Genomic DNA, 23,503 nt, shown 5'->3' with positions numbered 1-23,503 from the left:
TAACCCATCCTTAATCCAGCTGGCGCCAATCGGCTATGATGGGCGATCTTCATTGTCCATCCGATGTGCCATGCCGACCCTGACACTGCCGCCAGGCGAGCTGCCGCTGCCGCAATTGCATCTGCGCAGTTATCGCGAGCAGACCCTGGCCGACCGCCATGATTTCTCTCAGCTGGTGCTGCCCCTGGCGGGCCGGCTGGAGCTCGATATTGCCGGGCACCAGGGCTACGCCGACAGCCTCACGGCGGCCTTCGTCGAACCCGGCGCCTGGCACGAGACCCGTGCCGGTGGCAGCAATCGCGCGCTGGTCCTGGACCTGGCGCCGCACGCCGTGGACACGCTGCAACTGGAAGCCCTGGCCCGGCGCGCCTTCGTGCCACTGACGGCGGCCGCCAGCAAGCTGGTGGAATTCATGGCGCTGTCGCTGGCGCAATCTACCGCACCGGCCGCGGGCCATGCGCTGCACCACTGGGTGCCGCTGCTGCTGGACACCCTGGCGCAGCAACCACCGCAGGTCAAATCGCGCCTGCACCGCATGTTGGCCCGGGTCGAGGCGCAAGCCGCCCAGCCCTGGACGGTGGCCGACATGGCCGCGCTGGCCGCCATCAGCCCCAGCCGCCTGCATGAATGGTTCCAACAGGAACTGGGCACGTCACCGCGCGCCTGGCTGGCTGAGGTACGTCTGGCGCAAGCCTGTCAGTTGCTGCGCACCAGCAAGTTGCCGGTGGCGGCCATCGCCCAGCGCTGCGGCTATGGCGACCAGAGTGCGATGACGCACGCCATGCGCAAGCTGCGCGGCACCACGCCGTCGGCCTACCGCAAGCAGTACCGGGCTTAAGCGCTGGCGGCTTGGCCTGGCTGATGCAGGCACTGGCTGAAGTAGCCGGCAAAATGGGCGTAGTCAGGCGTGGGCAGTCCGGCCAGCTTGGCGCAATCATCCCAGCGCCGCAGGCGCAGCGCATCCCGGGCATAGGGCCGGTCGATGAAAGCGGCCGCCTGTTCGATGTCGAAGATGCCGCCCTGCAGTTGCAGGCTGCGCACCGAGTCGGCCGAAAGACGGGCGAAGTAATCGGGATCGGTGGCGCACAGGTAGCGCTTGGCATCGACGTGCAAGGCAATCGGCGCCAGCACGGCTTCATCGAACAGTCCGCGCAGGAAAGGCAGCACGCGGTACTGGTGCAAGTCATCCACACCGGACAGAGTGGGCGTGTCGCCCAGGTCTTCCAGCAGATGCCCCAGGTCGTGCAGCAGACTGGCCACGATCAGGCTGGGCGCGGCACCCTCCTCCTCGGCCAGCAAGGCCGATTGCAGCGCGTGCTCCAGTTGCGTGACGGGTTCGCCCGCATATTGCGTGTGGCCGTGTCGTGTGAACAACAGGGCGATATCATCCAGGCTCAGGGCCATCTTGCGCCTCGCTCATGAAGAAAAATTCAAGCAGCCACTATAGCCGCTGGCCATGCAGCGGCCATGACATCTGCATGACATCGTGCTGGTGCAGCCTCATGCACAGGCAAAAACGGCGGACCCGTAGGCCCGCCGTTCTCGCTCGCTTCACTGCCCCCAGAGGCAGGGTTCAGACCTTACTTCTTCAGATCGAAACGATCCAGCTCCATCACCTTGACCCAGGCTGCTACGAAGTCCTTGACGAACTTTTCCTTGGCGTCGGCGCTGGCATAGACTTCGGCCAGGGCACGCAGCACGGCATTGGAACCGAACACCAGATCGACGCGGGTACCGGTCCACTTGAGGGCGCCGGTCTTGCGGTCGCGGCCTTCGAACTCTTCCTGGGCGGGCGAGGTGGACTTCCACTCGGTGCCCATGTCCAGCAGGTTGACGAAGAAGTCGTTGGACAGCACGCCCACGCGGCTGGTGAATACGCCCTTGGTGCTGCCGCCGACGGTGTTGCCCAGCACGCGCAGGCCACCGATCAAGACCGTCATTTCCGGCGCGGTGAGGGTCAGTTGCTGGGCCTTGTCGATGAGCATGTCTTCGCCACGCACGGCATAACGCTGCTTCTGGAAGTTGCGGAAGCCATCGATGACCGGCTCCAGCGGCGCGAAGGAAGCGGCATCGGTCTGCTCTTGCGAGGCATCCACGCGACCGGCGCTAAACGGCACGCTCACCGCCACGCCTGCGTCCTTGGCCGATTTTTCCACCGCAGCACTGCCGGCCAGCACGATCAGATCAGCCAGCGAAACCTTCTTGCTGCCCTGGTTGAACTCGGCCTGGATGGCTTCCAACGCCTTCAAGACCTTGGCCAGTTGGGCCGGCTGGTTGGCCGCCCAATCCTTTTGCGGGGCCAGGCGGATGCGCGCGCCGTTGGCGCCGCCGCGCATGTCGCCGCCACGGAAGGTCGAGGCCGAGGCCCAGGCAGTGGACACCAGTTCGGCCACCGACAGACCTGAGGCCAGCACCTTGGCCTTGAGTGCGCTCACGTCAGCCGCATCGATGGCTGCGCCTTGGGCCTGCGGCAGCGGGTCTTGCCAGATCAATTCTTCGGCCGGCACTTCCGGGCCGAGGTAGCGCGAACGCGGGCCGAGGTCGCGGTGGGTCAGCTTGAACCAGGCGCGGGCGAAGGCATCGGCGAACTGCTCGGGATGGGCCAGGAAGCGGCGCGAAATCTTTTCGTAGGCCGGGTCGAAGCGCAGCGACAGGTCGGTGGTCAGCATGGTCGGCAGCAACGCTGCACCGCCATGGGCGTGCGGGATCACTGCCTGGGCATTCTTGGCCACCCATTGATGGGCGCCGGCCGGGCTCTTGGTCAGTTCCCATTCATAGTTGAACAGGTTCTCGAAGAAGTAGTTGCTCCACTGCGCCGGGGTCTGGGTCCAGGTCACTTCCAGGCCGGAGCTGATGGTGTCGCCAGCGGCACCGCTGCCGAAGCTGCTCTTCCAGCCCAGGCCCTGGCTTTCCAGACCTTCGCCTTCCGGTTCGCGGCCGACGTGCTTGGCGTCACCGGCACCGTGGGTCTTGCCGAAGGTGTGACCACCGGCGATCAGGGCCACGGTTTCTTCATCGTCCATGGCCATGCGGGCGAAGGTTTCGCGGATGTCATGGGCGGCGGCCAGCGGGTCGGGGTTGCCGTCCGGGCCTTCCGGGTTCACGTAGATCAGGCCCATCTGCACGGCTGCCAGCGGGTTTTCCAGGTTGCGGCCAGCCGGTGCGGTGCGGCTCTGTTCGTTGCCATGACGGTCGGCATCAGCAGGGATCTCGCCGTGGCTGGCGCCAGCCTTGCCCTTGCCATAGCGGTCATCGCCACCCAGCCAGGTGGTTTCGTTACCCCAGTAGACATCCAGGTCCGGTTCCCACACGTCCTGGCGGCCACCGGCGAAGCCGAAGGTCTTGAAGCCCATGGTTTCCAGGGCGACGTTGCCGGTCAGGATCAGCAGGTCGGCCCAGGACAGCTTGTTGCCGTATTTCTGCTTGACCGGCCACAAGAGGCGACGTGCCTTATCCAGGTTGACGTTGTCGGGCCAGCTGTTCAAGGGCGCAAAACGCTGCTGACCACGGCCGGCACCGCCACGGCCATCGCCGATGCGGTAGGTACCGGCACTGTGCCAGGCCATGCGCACGAACAAGGGACCATAATGACCGAAATCGGCCGGCCACCAATCCTGGGAATCGGTCATCACCTTGGCCAGGTCGGCCTTGACGGCGGCCAGGTCCAGGCTCTTGAAGGCGTCGGCATAGTTGAAATCCTCACCCATGGGGTTGGATTTGGAAGAATGCTGGGACAGCAGGTCCAGGCGCAACTGCTTGGGCCACCAGTCGCGGTTGCTGGTGCCGCCGCCGGCGGTGTGGTTAAAGGGGCACTTGGCTTCATTCGACATTGCGTTCTCTCCTGTTGGTCGACCCGATGAGTCGTGGTGCCCGGACCGGGAAACGGGCGTTACGGTGAGCGCACGCTGGGCTAGCGTGCGAACACCGGGTAATACGGCGATATGCTGGCTGCGTTCTGCTACGGCGCCATGACGGCAGGGCCATGCTGCGGGGCCAACTTCACCTTGTCCCGGTCGTTACTGGTGATGAGTCATTAATGTAATTCATTAAACCAGATTAGTTGATTGTCTTTTTGCATAACACCAGTCAATAAATCCAATCCCGTTAATTCACTTTTTATGGCTCAACAGTGTCGCCAAAGGCAAGTTCGTCTGCAGAGCTGGCACAATGGTTCCTGGCTGGCCTACCTGGCGCAAGTTGACGGCGTGCTATCCGGGCCGATGAGAAAATACGAGTTTTGTCTCGCGCCGGCCTCTTTTGGCATGAATGATAAGGATAAATGCAGACTTCCCGCGACACCGGAAAATACGAGTGAAATAATGCTTCAGGTCAACCGTTGACGACCTGAATCGTTGTTGAGGCGCTGCCCGCCTCCCGGGCTGCCCTCACTTCTCCCTATTTTCCCATTACAAAAAGACATCATGACGGAAACGACCGAAAACCTGGAACACGCCGAACACGCCCACGCCTCCGGCAACAAGAAGATCGCCCTGCTCATCGCCATCTTGGCGCTGGTGCTGGCCATTACCGAAACCCTGTCCAAGTCCTACCAGACCGAGGTCATCCTGAAGCATCAGGAAGCGGCCAATCTGTGGTCTTTCTTCCAAGCCAAGTCGGTGCGCGGCAATGCAGCGCAACTGGCCAAGCAGCAATTGACGCTGCTGGGCAATCCCAAGGATGAGCGAGTAAGCGCGGCTATCTCCAAACTTGATGACGCCATCGCCCACTACGACAGCGACGAAAAGACCGGCGAAGGCAAGAAGGAGCTGGCGCACAAGGCGCGCGAAGCCGAACATGAAGCCCATGCCTACATGGAAAAGTACGAGAAGATGGAAATGGCGGCCGGGATGCTGCAAGTGGCCATCGTGCTGGCCTCGGCCACCATCATCTCCGGCGTGGCAGTGCTGGCCTACCTGTCCATGGGCATCGGCGTGGTGGCGCTGGCCTTCGTGGGAGCCGGACTGCTGGGCTCAGTGAGCTGACCGGCCCTGCTGCCGGTGACGGCAGCGATGATGCAACGCCGGCTATCTGCCGGCGTTTTTCATTGGAACAGCCCCTGGCGTCACAGCGCAGTCCATCGCAATAAAACCGTAGCCTGCAACAATCTTTCCCCGCTCCACTGCTGCATACTGCCAGCCTTTCCCGTTGCTGCGGTGGCATCGACCACCTTTGACTGATGCGTTCCAACCCGATTCTGCAAGGCATGTTCTATAGCGCCCTGGCCGGCGCCGCCTGGGGCCTGGTGTTCCTGGCCCCGGAACTGACCCGCGCCTTCTCGCCCTGGCAATTGACCGCCGGGCGCTACCTGGCCTATGGCCTGTTCGCGGCGCTGCTGATCGCGCCGCGCATCAAGAAATTGCTGCCGCACCTGGGCCGCGCCGAGTGGCGCGCGCTGGTGTGGTTGAGCCTCTTGGGCAATGTGGTCTATTACGTGTTCCTGGCCAGCGCCGTGCAATTGGGCGGCATGGCCATGACTTCGCTAGTGATCGGCTTCCTGCCGGTGGCGGTGAGCATCATCGGCAGCCGTGGTCACGGCGCCGTCCCGCTGCGCAAGCTAGCCCCTTCGCTGGCCCTGGGCCTGGCCGGGATTGCCTGCGTGGCGTGGCAGTCACTGGCAGGGTCGGCGACAGGCGATATGAAGGAAAGTGTCATAGGCTTCTTCTGCGCCCTGGCGGCACTGGCCTCCTGGACCACTTATGCGGTGGGCAACAGTCGTTGGCTGGCGCGCCTACATGAAGTTTCTGCACATGACTGGAACCTCTTGATCGGCGTGGTCACGGGCCTGTTGTCGCTGTTCATCGCGGTGCCGGCCTTCACTGTGATGCTGCAGCCGCATCCGGGCAGTCAATGGCTGCACTTCGTGGTGGTATCGGCGGGGGTGGCGATCTTTGCCTCGCTGTTCGGCAATGCCTGCTGGAACAAGGCCACACGCCTGCTGCCGCTGACCATGATCGGGCAGATGATCCTCTTCGAGACGCTCTTTGCGCTGCTCTACGGCTTCCTGTGGGAACAGCGCTGGCCGACGCTGCTGGAGATCGCGGCCATGGTGCTGGTCACCGGTAGCGTGCTGCTGTGCGTGTCAGCGCACCGGGTCGATGAGGGCGGTGGGCACTGACACCCGGACGCCCTGCCCTCACACTACCCTCACTGTGGCTGGGCGTTGGCTTGCTCGGCCAGTTTCTTCAAGACGTGCGCCGCGGCCACCAGGCCGAAGGTGGCCGTGACCACCATGGCCGAGCCGAAGCCGGCGCAGTTCAGGCCGGTGACGCCGGCCTGGGTGCTGTCGGCGGCATCCGCGCCGACGTCCATGTCTTCAGCAGGAACAACTTCACATGCCTCGCCTTCGGCCAGTTCAGGAAAGCGCAGCGGTTCCGTGGAAAACACGGCATCGATGTGGAATTTATTCTTGGTCCCGCGCGGGAAACCATGCTGTGAACGCAGGCGCTTGCGCACCTTGGCCAGCAGCGGTTCCTGCTCGGTGCGGCAGAGGTCGCGGATCTCGATCTGGGTCGGGTCGATCTGCCCACCGGCGCTGCCGATGGTGACCATGGGCATGCCGTTCTTGCGGCACCAGGCGATCATGGCCACCTTGGCCGGGACATTGTCGATGGCGTCGATGACGTAATCGAAACGGCCGCCGCCCAACATCTGCTCCACATTCTCTGGATCGACGAAATCCTCCACCTCGGTCACCACGCAGGTCGGATTGATCTGGCTGATGCGCTCATGCAGGGCCGTGACCTTAGCCTGGCCCAGCGTCCCGGTCAGGGCATGGATCTGGCGGTTGACGTTGGATTCGGCCAGGTTGTCCAGGTCGATCAGGGTCAGGTGGCCGATGGCGCTGCGCGCCAGCGCCTCGACGATCCACGAGCCCACGCCCCCGACCCCGACCACGCACACCCGTGCCTGGCGAAAGCGTTGCAGGGCGGCGGCGCCGTACAGGCGGGCCACGCCGCCGAAGCGGCGTTCATAGTCGATATCGTTCAGATCGATGGATGTGCTCATGTTCCAACTTCAATGCAGTGTTAACAGCCTGGATGGCCTCTCATGAAAAAGGGCCGCAGCGTCAACGCGGCGGCCCTTTTGCGTCGTACGGAAATCCTTGAATCAGACCACCGCGCCGCCGTTCTCGTCCTTGACCTTGACCGGCTTGATCAGGTCTTCGCGCTTCACGCCCAGCCACATGGCCAGGGCCGCGGCCACGAACACCGAGGAATAGATACCGAACAGAATGCCGATGGTCAGCGCCAGGGCGAAGTAGTGCAGCGTCGGGCCACCGAAGAAGAACATCGCCAGCACCATCATTTCAGTGCTGCCGTGGGTGATGATGGTACGCGACATGGTGCTGGTGATGGCGTGGTTCAGCACTTCGGGCGCGGAGAGCTTGCCGAAGCGGCGGTCACGGAAGGCTTCGCGCACCCGGTCGAACACCACCACCGATTCGTTGACCGAGTAACCCAGCACCGCCAGGATCGCGGCCAGCACGGTGAGCGAGAATTCCCACTGGAAGAAGGCAAAGAAACCCAGGATGATCACCACGTCGTGCAGGTTGGCGATCACCGCCGCCACCGCGAACTTCCATTCGAAGCGGAAGGCCAGGTAGATCACGATGCCGACCACCACCATGGCCAGCGCCAGCAAGCCGTCATGGGCCAGCTCGTCACCCACCTGCGGGCCGACGAACTCCACCCGTTGCAGACGCACGTCCGGGTCATCGGCCTTCAGGGCGGCATTGACCTTTTCGCTTTGCTGGCTGGCGTTCACGCCGGCTTGCGCGGGCAGGCGGATCATCACGTCCTGGGCGGTGCCGAAGCTTTGCACCAGGGTATCGCGGTAACCCAGTCCTTCAATGGACTTGCGGATCTTCTCCAGGTCGGCCGGTTTGTTGTAGGCCACTTCCATGACCGTGCCACCGGTGAATTCGATGGAGAAGTGCAATCCCTTGGAGAACAGGAAAAACACCGCGGCCACAAAGGTCAGTGCCGAGATCGCATTGAAGATCAGGGCATGACGCATGAAGGGAATGTCTTTTTTGATGCGGAAAAATTCCATCACTATCCTTTCGGTGCCGGTCCCACTGTCAGCGTGGCGACCGGCTCAAAATCTGGCTGTGCTGCTATGTCGTGGTATCGCTGCGCTTACTTGGCGTCGCGCTTGGCCGAAGCCTTGCCGGAGGTGGAGAGCACCTCGCCTTGCGGCTTCCAGATCTGGCCGATGGCCAGGCTGGAGAGGCGCTTCTTGCGGCCATACCAGAGGTTGACCACGCCGCGCGAGAAGAACACGGCCGAGAACATCGAGGTCAGGATGCCCAGGCAGTGCACCACGGCAAAGCCGCGAATCGCACCGGAACCGAAGATCAGCAGCGCCAGGCCGGCGATCAGGGTGGTCACGTTGGAGTCCAGGATGGTCGCCCAGGCGCGGTCGAAACCGGCGGCAATCGCTGCCTGCGGCGAATTGCCGGCGCGCAGTTCTTCACGGATGCGCTCGTTGATCAGCACGTTGGAGTCGATCGCCATACCCAGCGCCAGGGCGATAGCGGCAATACCGGGCAGAGTCAGCGTGACCTGCAGCGTGGACAAGAGCGCCACCAGCAGCAGCACGTTCACCGACAGCGCCAGGGCACTGAAGAAACCGAACAATTGGTAGTAGATCACCATGAAGATGGCCATGGCCACGAAGCCGTACAGCACCGAGTCAAAGCCCTTCTTGATGTTGTCGGCACCCAGTTGCGGGCCGATGGTGCGTTCTTCGATGATTTCCATGGGGGCCGCCAGGGAACCGGCGCGCAGCAGCAGGGCCAGGTCGCTGGCGGCTTCGGGCGAACCCATGCCGGTGATCTGGAAGCGCGAACCCAGTTCGGAGCGGATGGTGGCCACGGTCAGGACTTCGCCCTTGCCCTTTTCGAACAGGACGATGGCCATGGCCTTGCCGACCTTGTCGCGGGTGGCTTCGCGCATCTTGCGGCCGCCGTCGCCGTTCAAATCGATGCTGACCGCCGGTTGGTGGTTTTCATCGAAGCTGGCCGAAGCGTTGGAGATGTAGTCGCCGGTCAGCACCGGTTCCTTGACCAGAACCACGGGCGCACCCTTGCCGACCTTGAACAGTTCGGAGCCGAACGGAATGGCCGAGGTTTCCTCGGTGCCGCGCACCACGCTGTCGTCCACCATGCGCACTTCCAGGGTGGCGGTACGGCCGATGATGTCCTTGGCGCGCGAGACGTCCTGCACGCCCGGCAGTTCGACCACGATGCGGTCGGCGCCCTGACGCTGGATCAGCGGCTCGGCCACGCCCAGCTCATTGACGCGCTTGGACAGGGTGCTGATGTTTTGCTTGACGCCATCTTCCTGGGTCTGTTTCAGGGCTTCCGGGCGCAGGGTGGCGATCAGTTTCAGGTCGTCGCCGCTGCCGGCGTCGGTCAGCAGCATTTCCTGCAGCTCGCCCAAGGCGGCGCGGGCCTTGTTGCGGGTGTCGGCATCGCGGAAGGAAATCTCGATGCTGTCGCCCACGCGGTTGATGCCGCTTTGGCGGATGTTCTTGTCACGCAGCAGGCTGCGCACGCTCGATTGCAGGCCTTGCAGGCGCTTGTTCAGGACCGCCTTGATATCGACCTGCATCAGGAAGTGCACGCCACCGCGCAAGTCCAGGCCCAGGTACATCGGGAAGGCGTGCAGGCTTTGCAGCCATTGCGGGGTGTTGGGCAAGAGGTTGAAGGCGACGATGTAGGTCGGGTCGCTGGGGTCGGTGTTGAGCTCCTTTTCCAGCAGGGCCTTGGCCTTGAACTGGATGTCGGTGCTGGCAAAGCGGGCGCGCACCGAGGGCGCCGCGCCGCTGTTGTCGAACGCCACACTCTCTGCGCCGAGATTGCCTTGTTTCAGGATCTGATCGACACGGCCGGCCAGGGCAGGCTCCACCTTCAAGGTCGATTTGCCGCTGCTGATCTGCACCGCGGGGGATTCGCCGAAGAAGTTCGGGACGGTATAGATCACGCCGAACAGCAGGGCCAGGACGATCAGTGCGTATTTCCAGAGAGAGTAACGATTCATGGTCTTGTGCTTCTTGCTTGCGGGAGGGGGTGGCAGGAACCTGCCGCCCTGTTCAGAACCGGCATCGAAAACGCCGGGTTCTAACAACATGGGCGCATCAGCGATGCGCCCAGGGGTTCGCCGGCACAGGGCCGGCCAAACCGGTCAGGCCGGATCAGGGATTACAGACCCTTGATGGTGCCCTTGGGCAGCAGGGTGGTGATGGCGCCCTTTTGCACGATGACTTCGGTGCCTTCAGACACTTCGATGGTGATGTAACCCTCGGCCACCTTGGTGATGCGACCCAAGAGGCCACCCGAGGTGACCACTTCGTCGCCCTTGGCCAGGGCGTCCATCATGGCCTTTTGTTCTTTCTGACGCTTCATCTGCGGGCGGATCATCAGGAAGTACAGGACCACGAACATCAGGATGATCGGCAGGAAGCTGGCCAGGTTGCCCATCGCGCCACCAGGGGCTGCTGCGGCCGTTTGCGCGTATGCGTCGGAAATAAACACGTGAGGCTCCAAATGTTGATTGAAAAATAGCCCTGCATTCTAGCACTGCGCAGGCGCTAAACCGCCAAATCGGGACGCGCCGCCGCAGATCAAGGGGTAATCGCTCTTTTTTATCACTTGCGGGCAGCGCCGGGCCGCTGGCAGCCGCATGAATCGGCTGCCATGTGAAAAAAGCTTCATTTCGCCCCCAAGCCGCCGTCCAGCGCCACTAAGATAGCGCCACGCCCATTGCGCCCCTTATTCCAACATGTCTACCACTACCACCGCGCCCTCCCCGCGCGAGCCGATCTGGCCCCTGTTCCTGGTCTTCCTGCGCCTGGGCCTGACTTCCTTTGGCGGCCCGGCTGCCCATCTGGGGTATTTCCGCCAGGAATTCGTGGCGCGCCGGCGCTGGTTGTCGGAACAGACCTATGCCGACCTGGTGGCCATGTGCCAGTTCCTGCCGGGCCCCTCCAGCAGCCAGGTGGGGCTGGCCATCGGCTTGATCCGGGGCGGCTATCGCGGTGCGCTGGCGGCCTGGCTGGGCTTTACCCTGCCCTCGGCAGTGCTGCTGATGGTGGTGGCGCTGTCGGTGCTGTCCGATGCGCGCTGGCTCTCCGGCGAGGTAGTGCATGGACTGAAGATCGTGGCCGTGGCCATCGTGGCGCAGGCGGTGTGGAGCATGGCGCAAACCCTCTGCCGCGGGCCGCAGCGCCTGCTCATCATGGTACTGGCGGCGCTGGCAACAGGGTTGCTGCATGGCAGCCTGGTGCAGTTGGGGGTGATCGTGCTGGCCGGGCTGGCCGGACGCCTGCTGCTGCACGGACCACAGATGACGCTGCAGGAACAGCTGCCGCTGGTGGTCAGCCGCCGCGCGGGGCGGGCCTGCCTGTTGCTGTTCTTCGTCTTGCTGGCCGGCATTCCCTTGCTGGCCTCGCTCTACCCGGCGCCCTGGCTGCAGCAGGTCAATATCTTTTACCGGGTCGGCTCGCTGGTCTTTGGTGGCGGCCACGTGGTGCTGCCGCTGCTGCAGGCCGAACTGGTGCCCACCGGCTGGGTCGACAAGGATGTCTTCCTGGCCGGCTACGGTGCCGCCCAGGCGGTGCCGGGGCCGCTCTTTACGCTGGCCGCCTATCTGGGCGTGGTGATGTCATCCTGGCCTAATGGAGTGACCGGGGGCGTGCTGTGCCTGCTGGCGATCTTCGCCCCATCCTTCCTGCTGGTGACGGGCTTGCTGCCGTTCTGGGATGAGGTACGCCGCCAGCGCGCCATGCAGGCGGCACTGGCCGGAGTCAATGCGGCGGTGGTGGGCTTGTTGCTGGCTGCGCTCTACCAGCCGGTGTGGACCAGTGCCATTTTCAATGGGCGTGACCTGCTCATCGCTCTGGCCGCCTTCGCCGCCCTCGTCTGGCTCAAGCTGCCGTCGTGGGCGGTGGTGCTGCTGGCGGTGTTGGCAGCGGTGTTGCTCAAATAAATCAAGTTCGTCCGACTGGTGCAGGTTGGCCACATCAAGTTAGTCAAAAAAGGAACAAATAAAACAATTTTCACAATTTAATTATCAATTCATTATAATTGATAGCCATACTCACCGCAGATCGGAATCGCTCACCATGGAGACAACGTCGTGATGCCAGGCTGGCTCAACCAACGCCCCCGCTGCGCCAGTGCCGTACCGGGCCATGGCCGCCTGTTGCTGGCCCTGGCCGAGGCCGGCTTCGCGGTGCTGATCCTGGTGGCGCTGTGGCATACCAACCTGCCCTCCTGGCTGGCACTGGGCCTGCTGGCCTTGTGGGCGGTGCGCGCACTGGTGCTGCTGCGTCTGCTGCGCGACAACCAGCGCTCCGCCCGTCACCTGGTGCTGGCCAAGGAAGCGGCCGACCAGGCCATGTTGACGCGCGGCGCCTTCCTCTCGACCATGAGCCACGAGATCCGCACCCCCATGAATGCGGTGCTGGGCATGGCCGGACTATTGCGCAGCACGCGCCTGGACACCCAGCAAGCCGAGTTCGCCAAGGCCATCGAGGATTCGGCCCACGCCCTGCTGGGCATCGTCAATGATGTGCTGGATTTTTCCAAGATCGACGTGGGCAAGATGGATATCGCGGTGGTCGAGTTCGATCTGCTGGAGGTGGTCGAAGCCAGTACCGAAGCGCTCTCCTTCAAGGCCCACGAAAAACAGGTGCGGCTCTTGGCGCATGTCGATAGCCGCTTGCCCGAGCGCTTGCTGGGCGACCCTGGCCGCATCCGCCAGATCCTGCTGAACCTGCTGGGCAATGCACTCAAATTCACCCATGTGGGCGAGGTGCTGCTGCGGGTGCAAGCGCTGCACGTGGCGGGCGACCATTGCCGGGTGCGCTTCGAGGTGCGCGACAGTGGCATCGGCATGGATGAAGACACCCTGCGCCGCCTGTTCTCGCCCTTTACCCAGGCCGACAATTCGGTCACCCGCCAATACGGCGGCACCGGACTGGGGCTGTCGATCTGCAAGCGTCTGGTGGAACTGATGGGTGGCAAGATCGGGGTGGACAGCAGCCCTGGCGCCGGTTCCTGCTTCTGGTTCGAGCTGGGCATCCCGGTGGCGCAGCCTCCGCGCTTTGCCAGCCACATCGATGCAGCCAAAAAACGACAGGTAGCCCTGCTCGAAACCCATGACGCCAGCGCCGCCATGCTGCACGAATACCTGCGCGGTGCCGGCCTGGAAAGCCTGCGCTACGGTAGTGCCACCGACGCCCTGGCGGCCCTGACGGGACCTGCGGCCAGCGCCAACGGCATCGATACCGTCATCGTCAGCAGCGAGCTGCGCGATCTGCCGGCCAACGCCGTGCTGACCCGCTTGCAGGCCGAACGACCGGACCTGACGTGCATCCTGCTTGACCACGGCGTACACGGGCTTAATATAGACGGAAAATCAACTTCCACCTCGCTACAGTTGCCATTGCGCAAGCAACAGTTGCTGCGCGCAGTGATGAAGCTGTCGGGCGGCCGGGACCAGGTCGAAAGCCTGGCCGCCCAGGCCAGACCGTTCAGGCAGGCGGGGCAGCAGGAACTGCTGCTGGTGGAAGACAATGTGATGAACCAAAAGGTGGCGGTGTACCAGCTCAATGCCATGGGCTATGCGGTCGATATCGCCTCCAACGGTGCGGAGGCGCTGGAGAAGCTGGGGCAGCGCAAGTACGCCCTGATCCTGATGGATTGCCAGATGCCCATCCTTGATGGCTACGAAACCACGCGTCGCATCCGACGCCTGCAGGGCGAGCTGGCCCATACCCCCATCGTCGCGATGACCGCCAATGCCATGGCCGGGGATCGCGAACAATGCCTGGAGGCGGGGATGGACGATTATCTGACCAAGCCCCTGCTGCGCTCGCAACTGGCGGCGATGCTGGCGCATTACCTGCCGGCGGTGCAAGAAGCGGACAGCGAGCAGAGCACCGCGCCGATGCTGGACCAAGCGCGTCTGCAGGAACTGTTTGGTCAAGACAGCGCGCTGACCAACGAGATGCTGGCCATGTTCATCGAACACACCACGCCGGTGATGCAGGAACTGGCGCGGCACTGCCAGGACAGTGACCCGCTCTTGGGCGAGATCCAGGCGCTGGGCCACCGCTTGGCCGGCAGTTGCCTGAACCTGGGCATCCAGGCCTTGGGTCAGTTGGGACGACAGATGGAAATGGCAGCGCGCCAGGGTGACCCGGAGCAGGTGCGCAGGCTGGCCGTAGAATGCGCCAATGCCTTTGCCACGCTGGGTGAACACATACAACAGAGGGGCCGGGGAAGCCATGAAGATTCTCATCGTTGACGACGACAAGACCAATCTGTCGCTCTTCACGCACATGCTGGGGCAGTTGTCCGACACCGACATCAGCACCTGCCCGGATGCCTTGGAGGCGCTGCAATGGTGCGGCGCGCACGCGCCCGACCTGATCCTGCTGGACTACATGATGCCGGGCATGGACGGCCTGGATTTCCTGTCGCGCTTTCGCGCCCTGCCGGGCCAGGAGATGACGCCGGTCATCATGATCACCGCCGACATGGGCTTGCAGGTGCGCCACAAGGCCTTGCAGATGACGGCCAATGATTTCCTCTCCAAGCCGGTCAACCGGGTGGAATTGCTGGCGCGGGTCAAGAACATGCTGGCCATGCGCAAGTCGCAACTGGCCATGAGCCAGAAGATTGAGCATCTGGCCGAGCAGGTGCAAGAGAAATCGCACCAGAGCAATACGCTGGCGCTGAACTCGGTGGACCTGCTCACGCGCGCGGCCGGCTATCGCGACCCGGAAACCGGCGAACACCTGGTGCGCATGGCAAACTACACGCGCATCATCGCCTCCCATCTGGGGTTACCCAAGGCAGAGCAGGATCTCTTGCTGGCAGCCGCGCCCATGCACGACATCGGCAAGATGGGCATCCCCGACCATATCCTGCTCAAACCCGGTCGGCTGGATGAAGAAGAACTGAAGATCATGCGCCTGCACGCCCAGATCGGCGCCGACATTCTGCGCGACAGCCCGTCGGTGCTGTTGCAGACCGCTTCCCAGATCGCCCATTCCCACCATGAGAAATGGGATGGTTCGGGCTATCCCAACGGACTCAAGGGTGAGGATATCCCGCTCTATGGCCGTATCGTGGCAGTCGCCGATGTATTCGATGCGCTGACTTCCTCACGTCCCTACAAAAAAGGCTGGAGTCTGGCAGACGCGCAGCGTTATCTGCGCGACAATGCCGGCAGCCATTTCGATCCGCGCTGCGTGGACGCGTTCTTCGCCGGCTGGGAGGAAGTGGTCGATATCTACAACCGCAACCAGGACAGCAAATGATGCTCACCTTCATTGAGCCCACCCTGTTCGAGAAGCTCAGGAGCGCACAGGCGCTACCTTCGCCAGGGGGAGTACGTCTGACCATCATGCGCATGTGCGCGCAGGATGACCCCGACATGGCTGAACTGATCCATCTGGTACAGGCCGACCCGGCCCTGTCCGGGCGCATCATCCGCATCGTCAACGTGCTCAATGCCGAACGCGTGCGCCCGATCGCCTCGGTGAGCATGGACAGCATGTTGCTGGTGGGTCTGCAAGCCGTGCGTCAGCTGGCATTAGCGCTGTCGTTGGCCGAGACCACGGCGCCGGCCTCCTGCACCAACTTCAAGCTGCCGGCCTTCTGGGCCCACAGCTTCGCCATGGCCTGCGGTGCCCAAGCCATCAGCGGCCATACCCGGGTGGCGCCCTTGGGCGAGATGTTCACCACCGGCCTGCTGGCCAACATCGGCAAGCTGACCCTGGCCTCGGCCCACCCCAGCGCGTATTCCTCGCTGCTGACCCGGCCGCTGGATGCCTCTACCCAGTTGACCATGGAGCAATCGCTGTTCGGCTTCAACCATCTCAATATTGCCGCGGCCCTGATGCAGGACTGGAAGATCCCGGAGCTGTTCTGTGACGCCGTGCTGCATTACGAAGCCCCCGTTCCGTCCGAGGAATTGCCGGCACCGCGTTCGGTGGAAATCACCTGGACCCTGTACCTGGCCACCGCCATGGCCGAACTGGGTTGTGCCGCCCCGCCAGTGGCCGAAGCCGCGCTGCACAAGGTGGCGCGGGCACTGCCGCAACTACAACTGGCCCCGCACGATTTTCCCGAGCTGTACCAGCAGGCGGGCGAAGACTGGCAAGACTGGACCCAGACCATGCACATCACCGGCAAGACGCTGTGGCAAGGCCTGCCGGCCCAGGTCCACGAGAAACTGCTGCGCCTGCAAGAAGCCGACGCCAGCGGCGATGCTGCAGCTTGACTAGCGACTGTTGAGCCCGATTGCGAAGGCTTGCTACTGATGCCGATTTCACGTCTTTTGATCATCGACGATCACGCGCTGTTTCGTTGCGGTCTGCGCCTGGTGCTGCAGGCCGCGTTACCGCAGGCCACCATCAGCGAGGCAGGCTCGCTGGAAGATGCCATGCGCGCAGAGGATGCGCAGGCGCCTGATATGGTGCTGCTGGACATCCAGTTAGGCGGGCTCAATGGCATTGACGGCATGGCGGTGCTGGCACGCAAGTGGCCCGATGTACCGATCATCATCCTGTCGGCCGACGATACCGATGGCACCGTGCGCGCCGCCACCCAGCGCGGCGCGGCCGCCTTCGTCTCCAAGGCGGCCACCGCCGAACACATCCTGCAGGTGTTGCTGGAGGTGGCCGGGGGCCGGCATACGCTGCCCACGCCATCCGGCCAGGTCGAAGCCAGCGGCAAGCCGCAATTCACCCCGCGCCAGTACGAAGTGCTGGGGCTACTCAGTCAAGGCCTGACCAACAAGGCCATCGGTCGGCGGCTCAATCTTTCCGAGAACACCATTCGCGGTCATGTGCAAGCCATCCTGGCCGCGCTGGAGGTGGACAATCGCGCCGAAGCGGCCTTCGCCGCGCGGCGCCGCGGCCTGGTCAGCTAGCTCATGCGCAGCGACGACCTGCTGCAGGCGTCTGCGGCCCAGGGCCTGGATGACACCCGCCACCGCATCCGGGTCGAGCAGGTGCGCCTGCTGTGCGGCAACCTGGGCAGTTCGGTCTGGCCAGGCATCCTGGTGGCACTGCTGGTGGTCTATGCGCTACACCAGAGTGCCGGGCTGTGGCCGCTGTTGGCTTGGGCAGCCGGGGTGATCGCCTCCAAGCTGTTAGACTATGCCGACGCCCGGCGCCTGCTGGCCACCGAGATCACTCCCGCCAACCTCACTGCGATCACGCGCCGCCTGGTGTTGCTGCATGGCATCGACGGCGCCGCCTGGGGCCTGGTAGCGCCGCTGGCGCTGGATACGGCCAGCCCGGGCGGCAGCATCCTGCTCATCGGCGTGCTGGCCGGGGTGGCGGGCAATTCGATGTCCATCCTCTCGCCGGTGTTGCCGGCCTTCGTCTCGTTCTGCCTGGTGGAACTGGGGATGCTGGCATCGAGTGCCTGGCATACCCAGGAAGCCTCGCTGCAGGTGCTGGCCATTGCCGCCGTACTGTACGTGGTTTCGCTGCTGGTGCAGGCACGCAATAGTGCGCGTGCGGCCAAGGCAGCCATCATGCTGCGCTTCGAGAACAATGCCCTGATCGAGCGCCTGCAGCGCGAATCCGAAAAGACCCAGCAAGCCTTGCAGCAGGCCGAACAGGCCAATGCCGCCAAGTCGCGCTTCCTGGCCGGAGCCAGCCACGACCTGCGGCAACCCATCCACGCCCAGGGCCTGTTCCTGGAGGTGCTGGCCAATACCCCGTTGGATACCATGCAGCGCGAGGTGGTAAGCCGTCTGCGCAGCGCCGCCGACAATTGCGCCGAGATGCTGCATACCCTGCTAGATTATTCACGTATCGAAGCGGGCGTGGTGAAGCCACAGGTAGCCCCCTTTCGCCCGCAGGCGCTGATCCATCGCATCAGCCGCGAGATGGCCACGCAAGCCGAGACCAAGGGGCTGGTGTTCCGTACCCGCGAGAGCGAGGTATTGGCCAGCGCCGATGCGGCGCTGACCGAGCCGATCTTGCGCAATCTGGTTTCCAATGCGATCCGCTATACCGAGCGCGGCGGGGTACTGGTGGTGTGCCGGCGACGCGGCGCCGAAGTCTGGCTGGAGGTGTGGGATACCGGCATCGGGATTGCGCCGCCGCAGCAGCAGGAAATCTTCCAGGAATTCCACCAGTTGGGTAATCCCGAGCGCGATCACAACAAGGGTATGGGACTGGGCCTGTCCATCGCCCAGGGGCTGGCCAAGATGCAGGGGTTGAGCCTGACGGTGCAATCCCGCCCGGGCCACGGCAGCGTCTTCCGACTCAAGCTGCCCGTGGCGGCACCAAGCGCCCCGCCGCAACAGACCAAGCCGGCTGAGGCCGCAACTGCGGTGCGCGACCTGCAAGGCTTGCGCATCCTCCTGATCGATGACGACCAGCGCGTGCGCGATAGCATGGTGCAATTGCTCATGCAGTGGGGCTGCCGCTGCAGCGGGGTGGAAGGTCTGGAACAGGCCGAGGCGCTGGCACGCCAGCAAGACTTCGACCTGGTCATCAGCGACTATCGTCTGCGCGCACATCGCAATGGCACCGAAGCCATCACCGCCGTGCGCCAGGCCAGCGGGCTAGCCATCGGCGCCCTGCTCATCACGGGCGATACCGCGCCTGCACGACTGCGGGAAGCCAGCGCCAGCGGCATCCCCGTGCTGCACAAGCCGGTGGCACCCGCGCAATTGTGGGAAGCCCTGGTGCGGCTGTCGGCCACGGCACCTGCAAAGCGCTAGACGGCGCAACACGGCTCCGCCCGGCACTGCATCAGGGGGATTCAGTCCACGCCGCGCGCGCGGTCTTCCTTGAATTTCTTGACGAAGTCCTGGAAGGTACCAGCATCGATGGCGTCACGCATTTCCTGCATCAGTTGCAGGTAATAGTGAAGATTGTGGACCGTGTTCATGCGCGCCCCCAGGATCTCGCCAGCGCGATGCAGGTGATGCAGGTAGGCGCGCGAGAAGTTCTTGCAGGCGTAGCAGTCGCAGCTCTCGTCGAAGGGACGGTCATCGTTCTTGTACTTGGCGTTCTTGATCTTGACGTCGCCGTAGCGGGTGAAGATCCAGCCATTGCGCGCATTACGGGTGGGCATGACGCAGTCGAACATATCCACGCCATTGGCCACGCCTTCGACCAGGTCTTCCGGTGTGCCCACGCCCATCAGGTAGTGCGGCTTGTTGGCCGGCAGGCGCGGGCCGACGTGTTCCAGCACGCGCATCATGTCTTCCTTGGGCTCGCCTACCGACAGGCCGCCGATGGCGAAACCGTCGAAGCCCAGTTGTTCCAGCCCGGCCAGCGATTCATCGCGCAGGCCTTCGAACATGCCGCCCTGGACAATGCCGAAGAGCGCGTTGGGGTTCTCGCCACGGTCGAATTCATCCTTGGAACGCTTGGCCCAGCGCAACGACATGCGCATGGACTTGCCGGCCTCTTCACGGGTGGCGGGACGGCCATCGATCTCGTAGGGGGTGCATTCGTCGAACTGCATGACGATGTCGGAATTGAGCACGCGCTGGATCTGCATGGAGATTTCCGGCGAGAGGAACAGGCGGTCACCATTGATAGGTGAAGCAAAATGCACACCCTCTTCGGTGATCTTGCGCATCTCCCCCAGCGAAAACACCTGGAAGCCGCCGGAGTCGGTCAGGATGGGCTTGTCCCAGCCGATGAACTTGTGCAGGCCGCCGAACTTGCTGACCACTTCCAGGCCCGGGCGCAGCCACAGGTGAAAGGTATTTCCAAGAATGATCTGGGCGTTGATTTCCTTCAGTTCCAGCGGCGACATGGCCTTGACCGAACCGTAGGTGCCCACTGGCATGAAGATCGGCGTCTCGACGCTGCCGTGGTTCAGTTTGACGCGACCGCGGCGGGCCTTGCCGTCGGTTTTCAGGAGGGTGAATTCCAGCATGGTGCTCTCTGTGTTCTTTCGGGATTTCTAAGCTACGGGTCAGGTGCGGGTCAGCAGCATGGCGTCGCCATAGCTGAAGAAACGGTATTTCTGGGCGATGGCGTGGGCATAGGCGGCGCGAATGTGTTCATAGCCGGCGAAGGCCGACACCAGCATCAGCAGGGTCGACTTGGGCAGGTGGAAGTTGGTCACCAACTGGTCCACGGTCTTGAAGGTATAGCCAGGCGTGATGAAGAGTTGCGTGTCATCGCTGCCAGCCTTCAGTTCCCCGCTTTGCGAACCCGATTCCAGCGCCCGCATACTGGTGGTACCCACCGCCACGACGCGGCCACCGGCAGCCTTGGCGGCGCGCACGGCGGCCACCGTCTCGGGCGGGATGGTGTACCACTCGCTATGCATCTGATGCTGTGACAGGTCTTCCACCCGCACCGGCTGGAAGGTGCCGGCGCCCACATGCAGGGTCACGAAGGCTTGCTGCACGCCGCGCGCGGACAATTGTTCCAGCAAGGTCTGGTCGAAGTGCAGGCCCGCCGTGGGAGCCGCGACGGCACCGGGCTCTTTGGCATAGACGGTCTGGTAGCGCGTCTCATCATAGGCATCGGCCTCATGATCGATATAGGGCGGTAGCGGCAAACTGCCGTATTGCTCCAGCAAGTCGAAGGCGTCTGCCGGGAAATGCAGCGTGTAGAACTCGCCGAAACGTTCACCCACGGTCACATCGAAGGCATCGGCCAGGCGAATGCGGGTGCCCGGTGGCGGCGACTTGGAGGCACGCACCTGTGCGTGCACGGTGCGGGCATCGAGGATGCGCTCGACCAGGGCTTCGATCTTGCCGCCGGTTTCCTTCACGCCGAACAGGCGCGCCTTGATCACGCGGGTATCGTTGAAGACCAGCAGGTCGCCCGGCTGCAGCAGGTCGACGATGTCGGAGAAGCGGCGGTCGCTCAGTTGTGCCCCCTGCACCTGCAACAGGCGCGAGGCGCTGCGCTCGGCCAGCGGGGTCTGGGCGATCAGCTCGGGGGGGAGCGCGAAATCGAAATCGGAGAGAGAGTACATGCTTGCAAAATAATGATGGAGGCGGCGCGCGAAGCCCGCCGACAGGCTACAGGCCGGCGCGGCGCGTGTCCCGGGCAAGAATGCTTGCCGGCGGGATTGATACTGTAAATATTCACAGTAAAATAGCGTAACCCGCTATTTTACGCTGTCTGCGCATTTTTCCCATCATCGGGCTCGACTGGTGTAGAGATAGCTCTCCGAATACAACGCTGCCAACCGCATGTCCGCTACCGCGAAGAAACCCCGCCAAGAGGCGTCGAAGAAAAAATCCGCGCCCGCCGCCAAGCCCGAGAACAAGCTGGCCAAGCTGGGCTTGCACAATGACATGGACCTGGTGCTGCACCTGCCGCTGCGCTATGAGGATGAAACCACGCTCATGAGCATCGCCCAGGCTTCCCTGCGGGGCTTGCAGACGGTGCAGGTGGAAGGCGTGGTCAGCGCCTGTGAAGTGCAGTTCCGCCCGCGCCGGCAATTGATCGTGACCATCGGTGACGACAGCGGCCAGTTGACCCTGCGCTTCCTCAATTTCTATGGCAGCCAGACCAAGCAACTGGCCGAGGGGACCCGGGTGCGGGTACGCGGCGAATTGCGCCACGGTTTCTTCGGTGCCGAGATGGTCCATCCTTCCTACAAGGTGGTCAATGAAGGGGCGCCCCTGCCGGACGTGCTCACGCCCGTCTATCCAGCCGGCGAAGGGCTGTCGCAAGCCTACCTGCGCAAGGCCATCGCCAATGCCATGAGCCGGCTGGACTGGAGCGATACGCTGCCACCCTCGATGCTGGAGACCCTCAATCTGGCCGCCTTCGAACCCTCGGTGCGGCTGCTGCACAACCCGCCACCGGAGGTGGACGAACATGCGCTGATCGAGAAATCACACCCGGCCTGGATCCGCATGAAGTTCGACGAACTGCTGGCCCAGCAGCTCTCGCTCAAGCGCGCCCAGGCCGCGCGCCGCGCCAAGACCGCGCGCGCCCTGCCGGTGAGCGGGCGTATCACCGAAGAATTGACCAAGATACTGCCCTTCCAATTGACCGGCGCCCAGCAGCGCGTATTGGAAGAAATCCGTGCCGACCTGCGCCAGTCCTTCCCCATGCAACGCCTGTTGCAGGGCGACGTCGGCAGCGGCAAGACGGTGGTGGCCGCGCTGGCCGCCGCCCAGGCCATCGACAGTGGTTGCCAGGCGGTGCTGATGGCGCCCACCGAAATCCTGGCCGAACAGCATTTCCGCAAGATCGCGGCCTGGATGGAGCCGCTCGATATCGGCGTGGCGTGGCTGTCGGGCAGCCAGAAGAAAAAGGAAAAGACCGAGGCGCTGGCGCATATCGAATCGGGCGCGGCGCGGCTGGTCATCGGTACCCATGCGCTGATCCAGGACACGGTGCAGTTCGAGAACCTGGGCCTGGTGATCGTGGACGAGCAGCATCGATTCGGCGTGGGGCAGCGTCTGGCCTTGCGCAACAAGAGCTTCAACGCTGCCGACCCGAATGCAGCGGCGGTGCCGCACCAGTTGATGATGTCGGCCACGCCCATTCCGCGCACCCTGGCCATGACCTACTACGCCGACCTGGAAGTGTCGGTCATCGATGAATTGCCACCGGGGCGCTCGCCCATCGTCACCCGCGTAATCGACCAGAACCGGCGCGATGAAGTCATCCAACGGGTGCACGCAGCGGCGCTGGAAGGCAAGCAGATCTACTGGGTCTGCCCGCTGATCGAGGAATCCGAGGCCCTGCAACTGCAGACTGCCACCGATACCCATGCGGCGCTGTCGGCGGCGCTGCCGGACTTGAAGATCGGCTTGGTGCATGGCCGCATGAAGCCGGTGGAAAAACAGGTGGTCATGGAAGGTTTCAGCCGTGGCGCAATCCACCTGCTGGTGGCCACCACGGTCATCGAGGTGGGGGTGGACGTGCCCAATGCCTCGCTGATGGTGATCGAACATGCCGAGCGCTTCGGCTTGTCGCAATTGCACCAGCTGCGCGGCCGCGTGGGACGGGGATCGGCGGCCAGCGTCTGCCTGCTGCTGTATCAGGGACCGCTGGGCGGCACCGCCAAGCAGCGCCTGGCGACCATGCGCGAAACCACCGATGGCTTCGAGATCGCCCGGCGCGACCTGGATATCCGCGGCCCCGGTGAATTCCTGGGGGCCAGGCAATCGGGCGAAGCCATGCTGCGCTTTGCCGACCTGGCCACCGACCAGTGGCTGGTGGAAAAGGCCCGCGATACCGCCCAGGCCTTGCTGCAACATGCCCCCGACATCGTGGACCGCCACCTGGCCCGCTGGCTGGGCGGACGGGAAGATTTCCTGAAGGTATGAGGCCAGGCGCTGGGGCGGGATAGCCCACGGAAACGGCACTGGCAAAGCTTTCCAGCATCTCCCATGCGACAAGGAAGGGCAAGGGCTGCAAACCCCAATGAGCAAAATGCCAATCAAAAATCCGCAAAAATCGAGAAAATCTTCGCTTAATGTCGATTGACGCAATACAGCACTGAGTCCAATCTACAGCCCACGAG

Annotated in this window: 18 protein-coding genes; 10 read left to right on the top strand and 8 right to left on the bottom strand. The window is 63.5% G+C overall.

The annotated features are described in order from the left end of the window. The first annotated feature begins 70 nt into the window (after positions 1–70). Positions 71–838, top strand: a complete 768-nt coding sequence (locus RC54_RS05670; RefSeq protein ID WP_061790205.1) for a helix-turn-helix transcriptional regulator — start codon at positions 71–73, stop codon at positions 836–838. On the opposite strand, the gene RC54_RS05665 is transcribed toward RC54_RS05670, so the two are convergent. Both RC54_RS05665 and katG read right to left on the bottom strand, forming a co-directional pair. Next, positions 835–1,404 carry a phosphonate degradation HD-domain oxygenase gene (locus RC54_RS05665; RefSeq protein WP_058894546.1) on the bottom strand — a complete coding sequence of 190 codons (570 nt, stop codon included), beginning with the start codon at positions 1,402–1,404 and terminating at the stop codon, positions 835–837. The two genes, RC54_RS05670 and RC54_RS05665, sit on opposite strands and share 4 nt — an antisense overlap. Positions 1,405–1,580: 176 nt before the next feature. Continuing rightward, positions 1,581–3,830, bottom strand: coding sequence for a catalase/peroxidase HPI (katG, locus tag RC54_RS05660; RefSeq protein WP_061790206.1), 2,250 nt, complete (start codon positions 3,828–3,830; stop codon positions 1,581–1,583). 591 nt (positions 3,831–4,421) lie between these two features. Here katG and RC54_RS05655 point away from each other — a divergent pair. After that, the gene (locus RC54_RS05655) at positions 4,422–4,982 is read left to right on the top strand and encodes a DUF4337 domain-containing protein (protein WP_058894544.1); all 561 of its coding nucleotides are present in this window, start codon (positions 4,422–4,424) and stop codon (positions 4,980–4,982) included. Between the two features lie 194 nt (positions 4,983–5,176). Then, on the top strand, positions 5,177–6,115 hold the full coding sequence (locus RC54_RS05650) for a DMT family transporter (protein WP_017453120.1): 939 nt from the start codon (positions 5,177–5,179) through the stop codon (positions 6,113–6,115). A gap of 29 nt (positions 6,116–6,144) precedes the next feature. Here the strand turns inward: RC54_RS05650 and tcdA are convergent, their stop codons facing one another. The 4 genes from tcdA to yajC all read right to left on the bottom strand — a co-directional run bounded on the left by tcdA (position 6,145) and on the right by yajC (position 10,537). Then, entirely contained in the window at positions 6,145–7,005 is an 861-nt protein-coding gene (gene tcdA, locus RC54_RS05645) for a tRNA cyclic N6-threonylcarbamoyladenosine(37) synthase TcdA (protein ID WP_061790207.1), read from the bottom strand. Between the two features lie 102 nt (positions 7,006–7,107). Beyond that, a complete protein-coding gene (secF, locus tag RC54_RS05640; RefSeq protein ID WP_058894541.1) occupies positions 7,108–8,052 on the bottom strand; it encodes a protein translocase subunit SecF in 945 nt (314 codons plus the stop codon). Positions 8,053–8,138: 86 nt separating this feature from the next. Then, the gene (gene secD / locus RC54_RS05635) at positions 8,139–10,043 is read right to left on the bottom strand and encodes a protein translocase subunit SecD (RefSeq protein ID WP_058894540.1); all 1,905 of its coding nucleotides are present in this window, start codon (positions 10,041–10,043) and stop codon (positions 8,139–8,141) included. Positions 10,044–10,204: 161 nt separating this feature from the next. Continuing rightward, the gene (gene yajC / locus RC54_RS05630; RefSeq protein ID WP_082685984.1) at positions 10,205–10,537 is read right to left on the bottom strand and encodes a preprotein translocase subunit YajC; all 333 of its coding nucleotides are present in this window, start codon (positions 10,535–10,537) and stop codon (positions 10,205–10,207) included. A 247-nt stretch (positions 10,538–10,784) separates the two neighbouring features. Here yajC and chrA point away from each other — a divergent pair, with 247 nt between their 5' ends. The 6 genes from chrA (at position 10,785) to RC54_RS05600 (ending at position 18,761) form a co-directional block, all read left to right on the top strand. Then, positions 10,785–11,990, top strand: a complete 1,206-nt coding sequence (chrA, locus tag RC54_RS05625; RefSeq protein ID WP_061790208.1) for a chromate efflux transporter — start codon at positions 10,785–10,787, stop codon at positions 11,988–11,990. 153 nt (positions 11,991–12,143) lie between these two features. Next, positions 12,144–14,315: an ATP-binding protein gene (locus RC54_RS05620; protein ID WP_058894538.1), complete on the top strand. Its 2,172-nt coding sequence runs from the start codon at positions 12,144–12,146 to the stop codon at positions 14,313–14,315. Next, on the top strand, positions 14,296–15,333 hold the full coding sequence (locus RC54_RS05615; RefSeq protein ID WP_061790209.1) for an HD domain-containing phosphohydrolase: 1,038 nt from the start codon (positions 14,296–14,298) through the stop codon (positions 15,331–15,333). The genes RC54_RS05620 and RC54_RS05615 overlap by 20 nt, the downstream gene beginning before the upstream one ends. Next, the gene (locus tag RC54_RS05610; RefSeq protein WP_058894536.1) at positions 15,330–16,298 is read left to right on the top strand and encodes an HDOD domain-containing protein; all 969 of its coding nucleotides are present in this window, start codon (positions 15,330–15,332) and stop codon (positions 16,296–16,298) included. Before RC54_RS05615 ends, RC54_RS05610 begins: the two co-directional genes overlap by 4 nt. Positions 16,299–16,337: 39 nt before the next feature. Beyond that, positions 16,338–16,949, top strand: a complete 612-nt coding sequence (locus RC54_RS05605; RefSeq protein ID WP_061790210.1) for a response regulator — start codon at positions 16,338–16,340, stop codon at positions 16,947–16,949. Between the two features lie 3 nt (positions 16,950–16,952). Continuing rightward, a complete protein-coding gene (locus RC54_RS05600; protein WP_061790211.1) occupies positions 16,953–18,761 on the top strand; it encodes an ATP-binding response regulator in 1,809 nt (602 codons plus the stop codon). Between the two features lie 41 nt (positions 18,762–18,802). Here RC54_RS05600 and tgt read toward each other — a convergent pair whose 3' ends face one another. Continuing rightward, the gene (gene tgt / locus RC54_RS05595; RefSeq protein ID WP_061790212.1) at positions 18,803–19,933 is read right to left on the bottom strand and encodes a tRNA guanosine(34) transglycosylase Tgt; all 1,131 of its coding nucleotides are present in this window, start codon (positions 19,931–19,933) and stop codon (positions 18,803–18,805) included. Positions 19,934–19,972: 39 nt separating this feature from the next. Next, on the bottom strand, positions 19,973–20,989 hold the full coding sequence (gene queA, locus RC54_RS05590) for a tRNA preQ1(34) S-adenosylmethionine ribosyltransferase-isomerase QueA (RefSeq protein WP_058894532.1): 1,017 nt from the start codon (positions 20,987–20,989) through the stop codon (positions 19,973–19,975). A gap of 220 nt (positions 20,990–21,209) precedes the next feature. Between queA and recG the strand changes: the two genes are divergently transcribed. Beyond that, positions 21,210–23,306, top strand: a complete 2,097-nt coding sequence (recG, locus tag RC54_RS05585; protein ID WP_061790213.1) for an ATP-dependent DNA helicase RecG — start codon at positions 21,210–21,212, stop codon at positions 23,304–23,306. Positions 23,307–23,503: the final 197 nt, after the last annotated feature.

Origin of the sequence: Herbaspirillum rubrisubalbicans (genome assembly GCF_003719195.1) — a bacterium.
GTDB lineage: Bacteria > Pseudomonadota > Gammaproteobacteria > Burkholderiales > Burkholderiaceae_D > Herbaspirillum > Herbaspirillum rubrisubalbicans.
Note: the sequence above shows the minus strand (reverse complement) of the source record. Positions and strands in the feature narration are given on the sequence as shown.